Origin of the sequence: Mesorhizobium sp. WSM4311, assembly GCF_002295115.1 — a bacterium.
In the GTDB taxonomy this organism is placed as follows: Bacteria; Pseudomonadota; Alphaproteobacteria; order Rhizobiales; family Rhizobiaceae; genus Mesorhizobium.
Genome location: NZ_NSFV01000007.1, coordinates 396,769 through 410,600 on the forward strand (window position 1 = coordinate 396,769; position 13,832 = coordinate 410,600).

Annotated in this window: 15 protein-coding genes; 6 read left to right on the forward strand and 9 right to left on the reverse strand. The window is 61.5% G+C overall.

The window, feature by feature from the left end; translation table 11 throughout:
* Positions 1-17: 17 nt before the first annotated feature.
* The 9 genes from CK226_RS21015 to CK226_RS21055 form a co-directional block, all read right to left on the reverse strand.
* On the reverse strand, positions 18-1,397 hold the full coding sequence (locus CK226_RS21015) for an amidohydrolase (protein ID WP_095792950.1): 1,380 nt from the start codon (positions 1,395-1,397) through the stop codon (positions 18-20).
* A gap of 1 nt (position 1,398) precedes the next feature.
* Complete coding sequence (locus CK226_RS21020) at positions 1,399-2,058, reverse strand: glutathione S-transferase family protein (protein ID WP_095775899.1); 660 nt, start codon at positions 2,056-2,058, stop codon at positions 1,399-1,401.
* Positions 2,055-2,900 carry an aromatic ring-hydroxylating dioxygenase subunit alpha gene (locus tag CK226_RS21025; RefSeq protein ID WP_095775927.1) on the reverse strand — a complete coding sequence of 282 codons (846 nt, stop codon included), beginning with the start codon at positions 2,898-2,900 and terminating at the stop codon, positions 2,055-2,057. Before CK226_RS21025 ends, CK226_RS21020 begins: the two co-directional genes overlap by 4 nt.
* On the reverse strand, positions 2,900-3,550 hold the full coding sequence (locus CK226_RS21030) for a Rieske (2Fe-2S) protein (protein WP_095775898.1): 651 nt from the start codon (positions 3,548-3,550) through the stop codon (positions 2,900-2,902). The genes CK226_RS21025 and CK226_RS21030 overlap by 1 nt, the downstream gene beginning before the upstream one ends.
* A 170-nt stretch (positions 3,551-3,720) precedes the next feature.
* Positions 3,721-3,990 carry an acylphosphatase gene (locus tag CK226_RS21035; protein WP_095775897.1) on the reverse strand — a complete coding sequence of 90 codons (270 nt, stop codon included), beginning with the start codon at positions 3,988-3,990 and terminating at the stop codon, positions 3,721-3,723.
* Positions 3,991-4,223: 233 nt separating this feature from the next.
* Positions 4,224-4,412: an RES domain-containing protein gene (locus CK226_RS21040; RefSeq protein ID WP_245437796.1), complete on the reverse strand. Its 189-nt coding sequence runs from the start codon at positions 4,410-4,412 to the stop codon at positions 4,224-4,226.
* 82 nt (positions 4,413-4,494) lie between these two features.
* Positions 4,495-4,929 carry a peptidylprolyl isomerase gene (locus CK226_RS21045; RefSeq protein ID WP_095792952.1) on the reverse strand — a complete coding sequence of 145 codons (435 nt, stop codon included), beginning with the start codon at positions 4,927-4,929 and terminating at the stop codon, positions 4,495-4,497.
* A 172-nt stretch (positions 4,930-5,101) separates the two neighbouring features.
* Entirely contained in the window at positions 5,102-5,434 is a 333-nt protein-coding gene (locus CK226_RS21050; protein ID WP_095792953.1) for a hypothetical protein, read from the reverse strand.
* A 652-nt stretch (positions 5,435-6,086) separates the two neighbouring features.
* A complete protein-coding gene (locus CK226_RS21055) occupies positions 6,087-6,992 on the reverse strand; it encodes a LysR family transcriptional regulator (RefSeq protein WP_095792954.1) in 906 nt (301 codons plus the stop codon).
* Between the two features lie 119 nt (positions 6,993-7,111).
* Between CK226_RS21055 and CK226_RS21060 the strand changes: the two genes are divergently transcribed.
* The 6 genes from CK226_RS21060 to CK226_RS21085 all read left to right on the forward strand — a co-directional run bounded on the left by CK226_RS21060 (position 7,112) and on the right by CK226_RS21085 (position 13,747).
* Entirely contained in the window at positions 7,112-7,537 is a 426-nt protein-coding gene (locus tag CK226_RS21060; protein WP_095792955.1) for a DoxX family protein, read from the forward strand.
* 99 nt (positions 7,538-7,636) lie between these two features.
* A complete protein-coding gene (locus CK226_RS21065; protein WP_245437798.1) occupies positions 7,637-8,455 on the forward strand; it encodes an NmrA family NAD(P)-binding protein in 819 nt (272 codons plus the stop codon).
* A gap of 906 nt (positions 8,456-9,361) precedes the next feature.
* A complete protein-coding gene (locus CK226_RS21070; protein WP_095775890.1) occupies positions 9,362-10,351 on the forward strand; it encodes an ABC transporter substrate-binding protein in 990 nt (329 codons plus the stop codon).
* Between the two features lie 211 nt (positions 10,352-10,562).
* Positions 10,563-11,315 carry an ABC transporter permease gene (locus tag CK226_RS21075; protein WP_245437799.1) on the forward strand — a complete coding sequence of 251 codons (753 nt, stop codon included), beginning with the start codon at positions 10,563-10,565 and terminating at the stop codon, positions 11,313-11,315.
* Positions 11,316-11,328: 13 nt separating this feature from the next.
* Positions 11,329-12,132 (forward strand): ABC transporter ATP-binding protein, encoded by an 804-nt coding sequence (locus CK226_RS21080; RefSeq protein ID WP_095775888.1) that lies wholly within the window; start codon positions 11,329-11,331, stop codon positions 12,130-12,132.
* A gap of 10 nt (positions 12,133-12,142) precedes the next feature.
* Positions 12,143-13,747, forward strand: coding sequence for a GMC family oxidoreductase N-terminal domain-containing protein (locus CK226_RS21085; protein WP_095792957.1), 1,605 nt, complete (start codon positions 12,143-12,145; stop codon positions 13,745-13,747).
* Positions 13,748-13,832 lie beyond the last annotated feature (85 nt).

The following is a 13,832-nucleotide window of genomic DNA, read 5'->3' on the forward strand; positions in this document are numbered from 1 at the left end:
CCCCTGTTTTCAAGTTTCTAGATTTGAACCGAGGCAAGTGCCGCCTCGGCGTCGGCGAATAGCCGCCCCTCGTCGAGCCCGGTGAACTCGCCTTTCGACCAGACGACACGGCCGTTGATCATGGTCAGGTCCGTCGGCATGCCGATGCCGACCTTGGCGATCAGGCTCAGCGGATCGTGCCGGGTGCCGACATAGTCCATGCGCCGGGTGTCGATGGCGAAGAGATCGGCGGCCATGCCGGGCGCAAGCCGGCCGATGTCACCTCGGCCCAGGAGCGCCGCGCCGCCCGTCGTGGCATAGCCGAGGAAGTCGGCCGGTGGCGGGACAGGATGCGCACGCGTCGATGCCGCCAGGCACTGCAGCACGTAGGCGGAGTGGATGCAGTGCATCAAGTTGGAATTGTCGTTCGAGGCGGCACCGTCGCAACCGAGCCCCACACGGAGGCCGAAGGCCGACATGGCCGGAATGTCCGTGACTTCCGCGCCAACCAGATAGACCGGTTCTGGGCAATGGGAGACGCCGGCTCCGCTTGCAGCCATCTTGCGCAGTTCGTCGTGGGTCAGTTCCCAGCAATGGGCATAGAAGGCGTCCGGCCCCGCGAAGCCGAGTTCCGCGCAGTAGTCGACGGTCCGCATGCCGTACCGGGCCTCGATAACCCGGCTTTCGCCTTCGCCGACATGCGTGTGCATCTGGACGCCCCGATCTCGTGCCAGCGCCACCGATTCCACAAAGGTTTCGCGGTAGCAGTTGACCGGCTGGCAAGGGGCGACGACAAGCTGGCGCATGCTGAACGGGCCGGCGTCGTGATAGGTGTCGATAAGGCGGGCGCAATCGGCGATGAACTCGTCAGTCGTTTCCAGCATGGCGTCGGGAATGGTGGAGCCTTCCGACTTCGGCAGAGTGTTGCCACCGCGGCCCGCATGGAAGCGCATGCCCAGGAGGTCGGCGGCCTCGAATTGGCGGTCGATCAGCCGCTTGCCGGCATGGCGTGGAAAACAATACTGGTGATCGAACGCCGTGGTGCAGCCGTGCTTGATCATCTCGGCCATCGCGGTGACCGAGGCGTGGTAGAAGCAGTCTTCGGTCAGCCGCGAAAAGATCGGATAGATGCGGTCGAGCCATTCCATCACCGACAACTTCGTCCAGTCGAGATCCGCTCGGTTGCGCACGAAACACTGGAAGAAGTGGTGGTGGGTGTTCACGAGCCCAGGATAGACGAACCAGCCAGCGGCGTCGTGCGTGATGGTCCCGGCGGGCAGCGGTCCTTTGCCAAGACCTTCGCCGATCGCCCTGATCGCGGGGCCATCGGTCAGCACGTCCACGTTGCGCCGGACACCAAGGCCGTCGCCCGTGTCGACGATGACTGCCACGCAATTCTCAAAAAGGTAGCCTGCCACGTCAGAACCCACTGGTTTCAGGGAGGGGTTCCGGCTTCAAATCGTGCAACCGGTGGATGCCGGGCATCTCGATGAAGCCTTCTATGCTGCGTACGGCACGGGACCAGAGCCGGATCGTGGGGTAGGGATCGAGCGAGACGCCGCCGTCCGGCGCCAGCGCCACATAGGGAAAGCAGGCGATATCGGCAATCGTCGCCCGTTGCGAGGCGAGGAACCGCATGCCACGGATACTCTGTTCGACGAGACCCGCTTCCAATTCGCGCAAGGCTGCGGTTCCCTGTGCCTGTAGGCCGGCGATATCGCCAGGACGCAGAAGCATCTCGTGGAGGCGCGCGCCTCCGAGGCTGGCCGTCAGCCGATGCGAGAAGGAAAGCCATTGCTGGACACGCGCTGCTTCCTCGGCCGTACCGCCGCCAAGCCATCGCGGGTCGACCTTTGAGGCGAGGTAGACGAGCATGGCCGAAGATTCGGTTAGGATCAGGTCGCCATCCTGCAGAATTGGAATGGCACCGGCGGGATTGAGCGCCAGGAGTTCGGCACCGCGATGCTCGGCGCCGGGATGGAAATCGACCGCGCGGATGTCGATCCGCACATCCGTCAGCGCCGCCATCAGGCGAACCTTGTAGCAACTGGGCGAAAGAATGTAGTCGTAAAGCTTCATTGCGCCACCAGTTGCGCGCCATAGGTATAGCCGTGGCGCTTCAGCCAGCGCCGGTAGGCGACCGAGGTCAGATCGGCCCGGGTCGGGATCTCCATGCCGGGGTCAAGCGGCAGCAGCCGGGGGATCTGGTTTTCGAGGATCGACCTGTCTTGCACGAAGATGGTCTGCTGGAAGTGGATCAGGTCGGTCATCGACGTCTCATCGTCGAAGAGCGCCATCCATGGCCAGACGTCGCACAGGTCTTCCGCGAGCGGCTGGACGAAGAGGGTGATCACGTCCCATTCACCGGGACGCGGCGGGCAGGTCTTGTAGAGGATGGAGCAGGTTGGCGCCGGCACGCGGTACATGTATTCCGTGGTGACGCCCCCGCTTGCCGATTTGGCGGCCTGCGGCTGGTAGAATTTCACTTGCGTTGCCCAGACCTCGTCTTCGTCCTCGCGTATGTCGACCTTGTAGTTCTGAACTTCCGTATGCGGCTCGGCACCAAGGATGTCCGTGTGCACAAAGGGAAAGTGCGCGATGTCCAGAAAGTTTTCCACCGCGCGCAGCGGCGAGCAGCGCACCCGGACCACGCCGACATCGACAAGCCGGCGGCCGAGTTGGTCGGCCTCGGGAATCGCAAAGAGCGGCTTCCGCGGTTCGCCGAGCGACGTCCATATATGGCCGTAGCGCACGCAGACGGGCAGCATGCGGCCATCGGCGGATGTAACCCTGACGGTTCCCTCGGCGTCGCGTCCCACCTCGACCGGCTCGCCCATGAGGGCCGTCTTGCGCCCACTCACATCCAGTTGGCTGAAAAGGCCGACCGGATACCATTCGTCGACCATTGCGTTTGGGATCATCATGCGATCCCTTTCCGCTGAATATGCTCGGCCATGCGCCGTAGGGCCTCCGCTGCCCGTGACGCGGCGATCCGCTCCGGTGGGCTGGCGTCACCCTCCACAAGGACATGAATCAGCGCCTGTTCGTCTTCCAGCGAGGCAACCAGCATCCGGATCGTCTGTGAATTGTTGGCAAATCCGACAATGCCCCCGGGGGAGGCATCGGTGCCAGCGGCCGCCTCTATCGCCGCAATCCCGGCACATGCCGTCAGGGAGCGCAGCGGAGCGAGACCGTCAAGTCGCGGAGGACGAGTTGCCGATTGATCCGCGGCAATCCAGATGATCCCGTCGCCTTCTTCGACCTGCCGCGTCGCGACCCGGATCGCCTCCGGCGGTGTCAGGCCCGGATGGGCCGGGATGCGCACACAGTTTCCGGCTTGGGCATAGCTCCAGCCATGATAGATGCAGGAAAGGGCCTCGCCGCGCACGAATCCATGGGACAACCGCATGCCGCGATGCGGGCATCTATCCGCGAATGCCGACACGCCCCCGGACTGGCTTCGCCAAAGGGCAATCGGTCCGGTCGGCGTCCTTGCCGGAATTACGGTTCCCACCGGCAAGTCGGCGGAAAGGGCGACTGGCGTCCAAGAGCCGGTCGTACGTGACTTCATGCTTCAACTTTCCGAACAGGATCGACATCTTCTGAATGCAAATTCGTGGCCGACGACCTCCTACCGGCGTTGTCACGTTTGCACAATGTTTTCGCACTGGCAATAATGACTAAAAAAAAGGCAAGACTGGTCCAATGCGCCGAGGAGCCGGTCCCTGCATGAGGTTCAAGCTAGCCGGTTTCTCCCTTGATCGGCGCGCGGTGGATTGCCTCGACCCAGACATCGATGGGACCGAGGGAACATCCCATTTCCATCATATCGATCAATTCCACTGGGCCGGCAACGTCGAGTTCGATCCGGCCGGTACTGGTGCTGGATATGGTCTGCACAAGCCCGAGCTTGGCGGCATGGCGCCGGATCCACGGCACGAAGGAGACAGCATCGACGTCGCCAAGGATCGTCATACGCTCGCGCGAGGCGCTCTTAATTTGCTCCGCCATGAAGGACCTAACACATTAGCCTAGTCGGTCATGCAACACAATTTCTCACGAGCAAATGGGCGCCGGCAATTTTCCGTGGATCCGACCGGGCAATTGCGACATTTCATCACCGGGAGGCACCGACGCGAAAGGGATATCTTGCCGGCTCCTGTCTTGGAGGCGGAAGACCATCTCCCGCGCGACAGGCGCCCGATGTGTCGGGCCGGGGCCGCAATCACCGCGGAGGCAACGCCTCACGCGGCGATGAGCTTGATGATACGCACGGCTCGAAGGCGTGCGACCGCGCGGCCATAGACAGCCAGATTGGTGTGCCCGTTCAGTCGGGAGAGATAGAGAATGCCATCCGGTTCGTCCGGATGATCATCGAGAGCAACGGACCACGCACGCGCCAGGGTCTGGTTAGTCGCCTTGGCGACGTCCACAGGAATCCCCATGACCACCGGCCCGTCATCTCGCAAATCAGCAAGCCCGCGAAGCCGACCAATTCTGCGCCGGATTCGTGCCTTACGCCGCCTGAACGATCTCGACCAGTTCAACGTCGAACACCAAATCCTTTCCGGCCAATGGATGATTGCCGTCGAGCTTGACGCTGGCGTCGTCAACTTCGACGACTGTTACCGGGATGGGACGACCGTCGCGGGTTCTGACCTGCAATCGAGTGGCGATATCAACGTTGATGTTGTCTGGCACCTTGGCGCGGTCGATGGTCATGACCGCTTCGGGGCGGTGAGGGCCATAGGCGGCGTCGGCTGGAACGGTGACGGTGCTTTTCGCACCCACCTCCATGCCCTCGACATGGGTTTCAAGACCGGGGATCACTTGTCCTTCACCCAGCGTGAATTGCAGCGGTTCGCTGCCGGAAGCATCGAATTGAGTGCCGTCGACTAGGCGTCCATTGTAATTGATGCGCACGGTGTCGCCATTCTTGGCCTGTGTCATAGCAGTCATCCTTTCGGAAGTTCTTGAGGGGCCGGCCTAAGCTCACGGTCCCGTTCTCGATCATCCACGCACTCGGGGTGCACGGCGCGAAGCTCTAAAACTAGGGGCTTGGCTACCGATGTAAACCCAGAATGCCGATTTGAGCTATTCGATGCCGTGGCTCGGTACGAAATCAAGTCGGAGAGCGTTTTCCGTCTGGTGGGAGTGCCTTCTGGAGCAGCGTCAGGTTCTCCCTTAGGACTTCAATCGAGAATTCGATCTTGGTCACCAGACCAGGATAGGCTGGGCGGTCCTTCTCCAGCAGCGCGATTGTCAACTCCCGGATTTGCTTCTCCGCCATTTCAAGCCGTCCCGCCATCCGCTCGGAATACAGGCGCACCAGGAACCCCACCTGTGCGGCTTCAATGAGCCGCTGGCGACGGCGCCGCTGACGCTCGGCTGGGGACATCGGAGCGCTGCCCTTCAGTGGGCGGCCTCGCTTCCGTTTGGGCGTGTCGTCGGCCATGGTATTTTCGCGATTATCGTGCGTCACGAAAACTGAATCTGACGCCGACCGTCAAGAGGGGGTGTTGCAATTTTGCGAGCAAGGACTGGACGAACTCGTTGAGAACGTAGGTTTGCCTTTGCGGTAAGGATTCAAACTGGCCTCGTTCACCTCTAGCAAGGATCTGCTCGCGTCAGGTGCTGACCTTCGGAACGTGCCCCTGTAAGCGACCGCTATTGGGCCGAAAAAGCGGACTGGCGAGTTCGAGGCTCGGAAGGCCAGAAGCGGACCTTCAGGCTCGTCGCGCGTATCGACTTGATCTGACCCGAAGCAAACTCTCGCAGGTGACGTCCGGCATGACCGCTTCGCGCCCCATCCTCGCCGTTCCCGGGCCTGAAAACGGCCATTCGTTTCGATTGCCCGTTTTGCTACGCTACGGAGATCGACGGCGGCCCCGGATAGGGTTGCGAGCAACCGGATACCTCCGAACTTGATACGGAATGGTTCTGTGCATGGGCACGGCGTTGGGGAGACAGAAGGCGGAAAGTTTGAGGACATCTCATGTCGGACGTCAAAGGTCGCCGGTTTCAGTGCCGCATTCTGTTGGACCGCCGACCGGCAGACATAGCTTCAGAATGTTGATTTCGACGGCGGCACGGAGATGTTCGTCTCGCTACTCCATATACGGCGCCAGCACATCTTCGATCCATTTCATGAATGCGCGGACCCGGCGCGACAGATTGCTCCGATGTGCCACGACGAGGGACACGGCGAGCGCCCGGCGACGAAAATCGGGTAGGATCTCCACAAGCGTGCCACTCTCCAAGTATCGACCAATCCCCAAGAGCGGCGCTTGTATCAGGCCAAGGCCGGCGAGGGCAGCGGCTTCGTAGGTCTGCGCGCTGTTGACGTGCAGCGCACCTGGCAACTGAAGCGTCGCGTAGCTGTCGCCGTCCGGATATTCCCATCCATGGGGCCTTGCGCCCAGTGTCGTCGAAAAATGAATTGTCCGATGTTCCTGACGCTGGAGATCGTCTAGCGATCGAGGGACGCCAAAGCGCGCGAGATAGGCGGGACTGGCAGCGTTGACCATACGCAACAGGCCCAGTGGGCGGGCAATCAGCGTGTCGTCCCTTATGGGGCCAAGCCGCAATACGCAGTCGAACCCCTCTTGAACCAGATCCACCTGTCGATCCGTGCTCGACACCTCCAGCTCCAACTCGGGATGTGTCGCCATGAAATCCGGCAAGGCCGGCACGATCGTTGTGCGCGCCACCTCGGTCGGAAGATCGACCCGCAAACGCCCACGAAGTGCCACGCGATCGCCTGCGAACATCGAGTGCAGGTCATCGACTTCAGCAAGCAGATCGCGGGCACGGGCATGAAATGCGCGTCCGTCCTCCGTCAATTGCACGCTGCGCGTCGTCCGGTGCAGGAGCCTGACACCGATATCTTCCTCCAGCTTCCGGACCGCCGTTGAGGCCCTCCCTTTTTGGATACCCAGGCTATCCGCCGCGCGGGTGAAGCTCCCCATTTCCGCTACCGTTATGAAAATGAGGACGGGTTCGAGATTCTGCATTTTCGTGCCTCGGTATTGTGTCCAAAAAAGAGAACAGTTGGTTCGTTTTCTCGGTGTTTATCATGCCTAAGAGGCACAGTAAGCTTCGAATATGGGATCCTCCCATCGGAGAATGACAAGTGTCCGAAACTATGAACCTGCGTCGTCAGATGCCTAAAACTGTGGCCCTGCATGGCGCCCTGTGGGCCGGCCGGATCATGAGCGCGTTTGTCGTTGTCGCTCTGGCGGCAGACGGCACCATTCAGCTTTTCGCGCCGGCACAGATCGCCGGCATGTTGCAGGAAACCGGGTTCTCGATGGACCTGACCCATGTCGTGGGTCCGATCATACTCGCCTGCGCCATCCTTTACGCCATCCCAGCTACCACCGTGCTCGGCGCGATCCTGGTGACGGGCTTTTTGGGAGGTGCCATCTGCGCCCATGTCCGCATCGGTGAGTTGGGGTCGGCGCCGGAAATCATCTCCCTGCTTCTGGGCGCGATGACATGGGGCGGCCTCTACGCGCGCCATCCCCGTATCCGGGCCGTTCTGCCGCTCATCCGTTGAACCAATAAGGGCAGTCCTCTGTCCCCCAAGATCAGGAGAAAACACATGCTTTTAGTGACGGGAATCACAGGAAATGTTGGCGGTGCCGCCGCAAGGCATTTGCTGGCGCAAGGCAAGAAGGTACGCGCGCTGGTCCGCGACCGCGCCAAGGCGGCAAGCTGGGCGGACCAGGGCGTCGAACTGGTCGACGGCGACTGGAACGATGCGACCGCCATCGAGCGGGCGCTCGAGGGCATCGACGGCGCGTTTATCATGTTGCCGGCCGTCTGGGCACCTTCGCCGGATTTCAGGGAAGCCAAGGGCGTCATCGCGAACTATGTCGAGGCGCTCACCAAGGTGGCGCCGCCGCGGATGGTCGCACTCTCGTCGATGGGCGCGAACAGGACCAGCGGGCTGGGGATGATCACGGCCCTGTCGCTTCTGGAGCAGGGCTTTCGCGACCTGACACTGCCGATCGCATATGTACGGGCCGGCGGGTTTTTCGAAAACTTCCTCTACGGCTTGCACGTAGTCCAGGGCGGCACGCTGCCCGTCTACTACAACCCGACAAATCGGAAATCGACCATGGTCGCGACCAACGACATCGGCGCTGAGGTTGCAAGGCTTCTGAGCGGGCCGGCGTGGTCGGGGCATCGGGTCATCGAACTCGGTTCGATGGTGAGCGCGGATGAGGTCGCCGCGCAATTGGGTGAAGTCATGAAGCTCGACGTCAAAGCCTTTGCCGTCCCGCGGGCCGAGTGGCCAGCAGCATTCGAGCAGTTCGGCATTCCGAAGGGCCAGACAGGACCGGCCGAAGCGATGTTTGAGGCCGTCAACGCGGGATGGATGGCCCTCGGGGTCCAGGGTACGGAGCACGTAGCGGGTACGACGTCCGCACGCGATGTATTCGAGGCTGCCCGGAACGCCGCCAAGACGTAAGACCTGGACGGATCAGGCATGAGACGGATACTCCCCCGCTTCGCGTCGGAAGCGGGGGAGCCGCTCACAGTTCAAAGCAACGCGAAGCTCCTCTACTCCCGCCTGACTTCCTGAATCTCCGCAGAATCCAGTAGTTTCCGATGCATGCATCCGCTGGTGCGAAATTCAAGGCATCTTCAAGCTGAGTTCGAACTGATGTTATAAATTGGATGCGGCTTTGAAAGATATGAGCAAAACTCTGAAGACATCGGTCAGGCTTAACCTTGTCTTCTGATCTCGACGGCTTCTTCCCACATTATTGGGTAAGTTTTTGACTCTTGTGTGACGTCAGGTATACGGTGCTGATTTCCGGCCTCGACCCCATTGGCGCACTGACATTGCTAGCCGTCCGCGGCTGGTGCCGCGGTGATCTTCGTGAGCGAGCCAAAATGCCCATCGCCGCGGTCTGGCAAAATAGCTAATGCTGGATGCGGTCTGCCTCGATCCCACAAGCGTGCCGGCCTTCGTCAGCGAGCACACGGAAGAAGGCGTTGGTATTGATGTCGCCATTGAATGCGCGAGGGCAGGTCGCGGTCTAGAGGCCAGGTCAATAGCTAGCTTCGCCAATTCCAGGAGGCGACCGTCGTTGACCTCTCTGAAAGCGACGATGAGGTCATCGGGATCGTCAGCCCGTCTCACGCCAAAGTCTGTGGGTGGCGCAGACGCAGCAGTGCCGGCTTGGTTAGGCCCAGCCTAAGCAGAATTATCGAAAATCATTATTTGTGCATCGCACACAGCGTGCTTTGCTCCATCCGCCGGCTGAAAGAGAACAAAAAGAACGTCAGGTGGCAGCCTTCGGCGATGCGTCCGAAGCGGGTTATTTTGGTGCGGACAGCGCCTGCCCTCAGAAAAAGACAGGGGAACATAATGACGACAATAATCTCGAAGTTTCGCCGTGCCGCGCTTGCGGCCGGCATTGCCCTCAGCGCGCTTTCGGTGAGCCTCCACGCCGAAGCCGGCAGCTTGAAGCTGGGCATGACGACCTGGGTCGGATACGGCCCGCTCTTCCTTGCGCGCGACATGGGCTACTTCAAGGAAGGCGGCCTCGATGTCTCGCTCGAAGTCATCGAGGAAGCATCGATGTACATGGCGGCCGTCGCCGCCGGCGAGCTCGACGGCAGCGCCTCGACCATCGACGAAATCATGAAGTACCGTTCCAAGGACGTCTGCTTCAAATCGGTCTATGCCCTGGACGACAGCCATGGCGGCGACGGCGTCCTGGCGCCCAGCAACGTCAAGAGCGTCGCTGATCTCAAAGGCATGGAAGTCGGGCTGAACGAAGGCTCGGTCTCTCAGTTCTGGTTCAACATCCTGCTCAAGCAGGCCGGTCTCAGCCAGGCCGATGTGAAGATCACCAACATGACCGCGGATGATGCCGCCGCCGCCTTCATGGCCGACCGCATTCCCGTTGCCGTCACCTGGGAACCGCATCTGACGCTGGCCAAGAAGGAAAACAAGGGACAGGTGCTGATCGACTCCTCAAAGACACCCGGCCTGATCGTCGATGTGGTGGCGCTGAACTGCGATTACATCACGAAGAACCCCGGCGATGTCGAGGCGCTGGTGAAGGGGCTCTACAAGGCCAACGAGTTCATCAAGGAAAATCCCGAGAAGGCTTACGAGGTGATGGCCAAGGGCGTCGGCGGCTGGCTGAAGGAGCCGAAGGACTTCGCCTCCTCCGCCGCGGGCGTGAACTTCTATGGCAAGGAGCGCAATGCCCAATTCTTCGCCGGCGGCGAGGGTGGTGAAGCCGGCAAGCTGATCAAGCTCGGCGGTGATATCTGGGGCGGCTTCGGCAAGCTCAAGATGGACATCAAATACGACGACCTCGTCGATACGTCTTTCCTTGCGAAGTGATCTGGCCCTGCGAAGTAACCTATCCTGGTAAAGTGAGCTCGCTGGACCGCGGGCCGAGCCTCTCGCCTGCGGTCCATCCAGCCCAAAAGGTTTCCCTGTGACACTGGCACCGAATGCAACGTCTCCCATCAGCCATATCGTGACCACGAGCGTGGAAAAAAATCAGCCCGGTCGATCCGCCTGGAAAGCCATCACCACGCCTTTTCAGGCCGTGTCGCGCCCTCTCTCCATCACGCTCAGCGTCCTGGTCTGGGGCGCGGTCATCGGCGGCTGGTTTGCCTTGACCTATTCCGGAGCGGTCAAGGAAATGTTCCTGCCGCGCCCGGAATCCGTACTGTTCACCACCATCAGCATGGCGCTTGACGGGTCGTTGTGGGAGCACGTGCTCGCCAGCGTCCAGGTGGTGCTGATCGGCTTCGTCATTTCGAGCGTCGTGGCGGTGCCGCTCGGTTTGACGATGGGCACCTACCGCATCGTCCAGGCGGCGCTCGACCCGCTCGTCAACTTTATCCGCTATCTGCCGGTGACGTCCTTCGTGCCGCTTTTCATCTTGTGGATCGGCATCGGCATCGAGCAGCGCGTGGCCGTGATCATCTTCGGCATCTTCTTCCAGCAGCTGGTGATGATCGCCGACAGCGCCCGCGGCGTTCAGCGCGACCTCGTCAACGCTGCCTATACGCTCGGCACGAAACGCGGCGACACGGTCTTCCACATCGTCTTTCCGGCCACGCTTCCGAACGTGCTCGACGTGCTGCGCGTCACCATGGGCTGGGCCTGGACCTATCTCGTCGTTGCCGAACTCGTCGCCGCCCGCAGCGGGCTTGGATACATCTCGCTCAAGGCGATGCGCGGCTTCCAGGTCGACGTCATCTTCATGGCCATCGCCATGATCGGCATCCTTGGTCTTTGCACCGACCAGTTGTTCCGGGGCATTCGCCGCCTCGTCGCTCCCTGGGCCAATTGAGGAGTTTGCCGACATGGACGCCCTGACACTCGCGACGAAACCGAAGAGTTCCGACATCGCCATCGACAATGTGGTCCTGCGCTACGGCAAGGGCGACAACGCGGTGCTGGCGCTGGACGGCATCTCCTTCCATGTCGTGCCCAATGAGTTCTGCGTGATCGTCGGTCCGTCCGGCTGCGGCAAATCGAGCCTGCTCTATCTCATCGCTGGCCTCGAGGAGCGCACCGGCGGCATGATCTCGGTCGGCGGCAAGCCGGTTACCGAGCCAGGTCCGGATCGCGGCATGGTGTTTCAGGCCTACACGCTGTTCCCCTGGCTGACGGTGGCGCAGAACGTCGAATACGGTCCCAAGCGCAAGGGCATGTCGGCGGCCGAGCGCAGGGCCATCGTCGAACATTTTCTCCATGAGGTCGGCCTGGCAAAATTCGCCAACCATTATCCCTCGCAGCTGTCGGGCGGCATGAAGCAGCGCGTGGCGATTGCACGTGCGCTCGCCAACGATCCGCAGGTGCTGCTGATGGACGAACCCTTCGGAGCGCTCGACAGCCAGACACGCCACTCAATGCAGAAGCTTTTGCTGAGGATCTGGGACCATTCCAAGAAGACGGTTCTGTTCGTCACGCATGACATTGACGAGGCGATCCTGCTGGCGGACCGGGTGCTCGTCATGTCGGGCCGGCCCGGCCAGATCAAGAAGGAAATCCGCGTCGGCCTCCGGCGCCCACGCAGCATGGATCTGGTCATGGAGCCGAGCTTCATCGCCATGAAGCGGGAAATCCTCGAGCTCTTGAAAAACGACGAAGACGAAGAGCACTAGCAGGCATGGCATGAGCATCGCGACCGCGGAATTCGACTACATCGTCATCGGCGCGGGCTCGGCCGGTTGTGTCCTGGCCAACAGGCTGAGCGCTAGCCCCGCCAACCGCGTCTGCCTGATCGAAGCCGGCGGTAGCGACGACCGCACAAGGGTGCGGGTACCGGCCGGCATTCTCTCGCTCTACGGCAATCCGAACTTCGACTATGGCTACAAGGGCGTGCCGCAGCCGCTGCTCAACAACCGCCGCATACCGGTCAACCGGGGCAAGCTTCTTGGCGGGTCGAGTTCGATCAATTCGATGGTCTATATCAGAGGCGCCGCGCAGGACTATGATGAGTGGGCGGCACTCGGCTGCGCGGGGTGGTCCTATGCCGACGTGCTGCCGGTGTTCAAGCAGCTCGAGCGCAATCTCCTGTCGCAAAACCCGGCCTATCATGGCTTCGAGGGCGAACTGCTGGTCGACAATCCGCGTGACCCCAACGCCGTATCCAGGCTGTGGGTAGAGGCGGGTCGGGGCGTGGGCCTGCCCGAAAACCGCGACTTCAACGCCGATGGCCAACTCGGCCTCGGCATCTACAATGTGACCCAGAACAGGGGGGAGCGCTTCTCAGCCTACACTGCCTTCGTCCGGCCGGTTCTCGGCCGCCCGAACCTCCAGGTCCTGTCAGGCGTCGAGGTGCTTGACCTGGCGATCGAAAGCGGACGCGCCACCGGCGTCAATGTGATCAGGGACGGATCAGCCCAAAGGCTGACGTGCCGCGCCGAAATCGTGCTCAGCGCAGGCGCGATCGGATCGCCGCGCATCCTGCTTGCTTCCGGCATCGGCCCAGCCGACGAGCTGAAGGCGGCGGGGGTGGAACCGGTCATGAACGTGCCGGGCGTCGGCAAGAACCTGCGCGACCATGTCGACGGAATGATCACGATGCGATCGAACAGCGCCAGGACGCTCGGCCTGTCGCTCGCCAATCTGCCAGCGATGCTGGCGGCGCCTTTTCAGTATTTCGTCCGCCGCAAAGGCATGCTGACGACCAATTACGTCGAGGCCGGCGGCTTCGCCAAGACGAAATATGCCGGCGATATTCCCGATGTCCAATTCCACTTTGTCCCCGGCTATCGCAGCCATCGCGGCCGGCTTGTCGAATATGGCCACGGCTATGCCGTGCACACCTGCGTGCTGCGGCCCGGAAGCATCGGTGAAATCACGCTCGAGCGTGACGGCACCCGCCGCAACGTGCTGATCGATCACCGCTTCTTCAGCGACGGGCAGGATGCACTGACCCTTGTCGAAGGTATAAAGGTCGCGCGTTCCATCCTTGCTTCGCCGGTTTTCGCCGACATCCGCGGACCGGAAATCCTGCCCGGACCCGATGTCGTCACCGACGACGAGATCCTCGCCTATCTGCGTGCCGAAGCCTTGACCGTCTATCACCCGGTCGGCACGGCCAAGATGGGCAACGACAGCATGGCGGTGGTCGATCCCGTCAGTCTCAAGGTGCGCGGCTTCGACAATCTGCGTGTGGCGGACGCCTCGATCATGCCGACGCTGATCGGCGGCAACACCAATGCGCCGTCCATGATGATCGGCGAAAAAGCGGCCAGGGCGATGCTGTCGTAGCCGCGCGTCGGCCCGTGTCCCGGCATTTAGGGACAAGCTAACCACTGCCACGTGAAATCGTAATTTTCGCTAATCAGTCCCTCCA

Excerpts from the sequence above, each read along its gene's own strand:
- CK226_RS21020 (WP_095775899.1), bottom strand. The coding sequence starts at position 2,058 with ATGAAGCTTTACGACTACATTCTTTCGCCCAGTTGCTACAAGGTTCGC.
- CK226_RS21025 (WP_095775927.1), bottom strand. The coding sequence starts at position 2,900 with ATGATCCCAAACGCAATGGTCGACGAATGGTATCCGGTCGGCCTTTTC.
- CK226_RS21030 (WP_095775898.1), bottom strand. The coding sequence starts at position 3,550 with ATGAAGTCACGTACGACCGGCTCTTGGACGCCAGTCGCCCTTTCCGCC.
- CK226_RS21035 (WP_095775897.1), bottom strand. The coding sequence starts at position 3,990 with ATGGCGGAGCAAATTAAGAGCGCCTCGCGCGAGCGTATGACGATCCTT.
- CK226_RS21045 (WP_095792952.1), bottom strand. The coding sequence starts at position 4,929 with ATGACACAGGCCAAGAATGGCGACACCGTGCGCATCAATTACAATGGA.
- CK226_RS21050 (WP_095792953.1), bottom strand. The coding sequence starts at position 5,434 with ATGGCCGACGACACGCCCAAACGGAAGCGAGGCCGCCCACTGAAGGGC.
- CK226_RS21055 (WP_095792954.1), bottom strand. The coding sequence starts at position 6,992 with ATGCAGAATCTCGAACCCGTCCTCATTTTCATAACGGTAGCGGAAATG.
- CK226_RS21070 (WP_095775890.1), top strand. The coding sequence starts at position 9,362 with ATGACGACAATAATCTCGAAGTTTCGCCGTGCCGCGCTTGCGGCCGGC.
- CK226_RS21080 (WP_095775888.1), top strand. The coding sequence starts at position 11,329 with ATGGACGCCCTGACACTCGCGACGAAACCGAAGAGTTCCGACATCGCC.
- CK226_RS21085 (WP_095792957.1), top strand. The coding sequence starts at position 12,143 with ATGAGCATCGCGACCGCGGAATTCGACTACATCGTCATCGGCGCGGGC.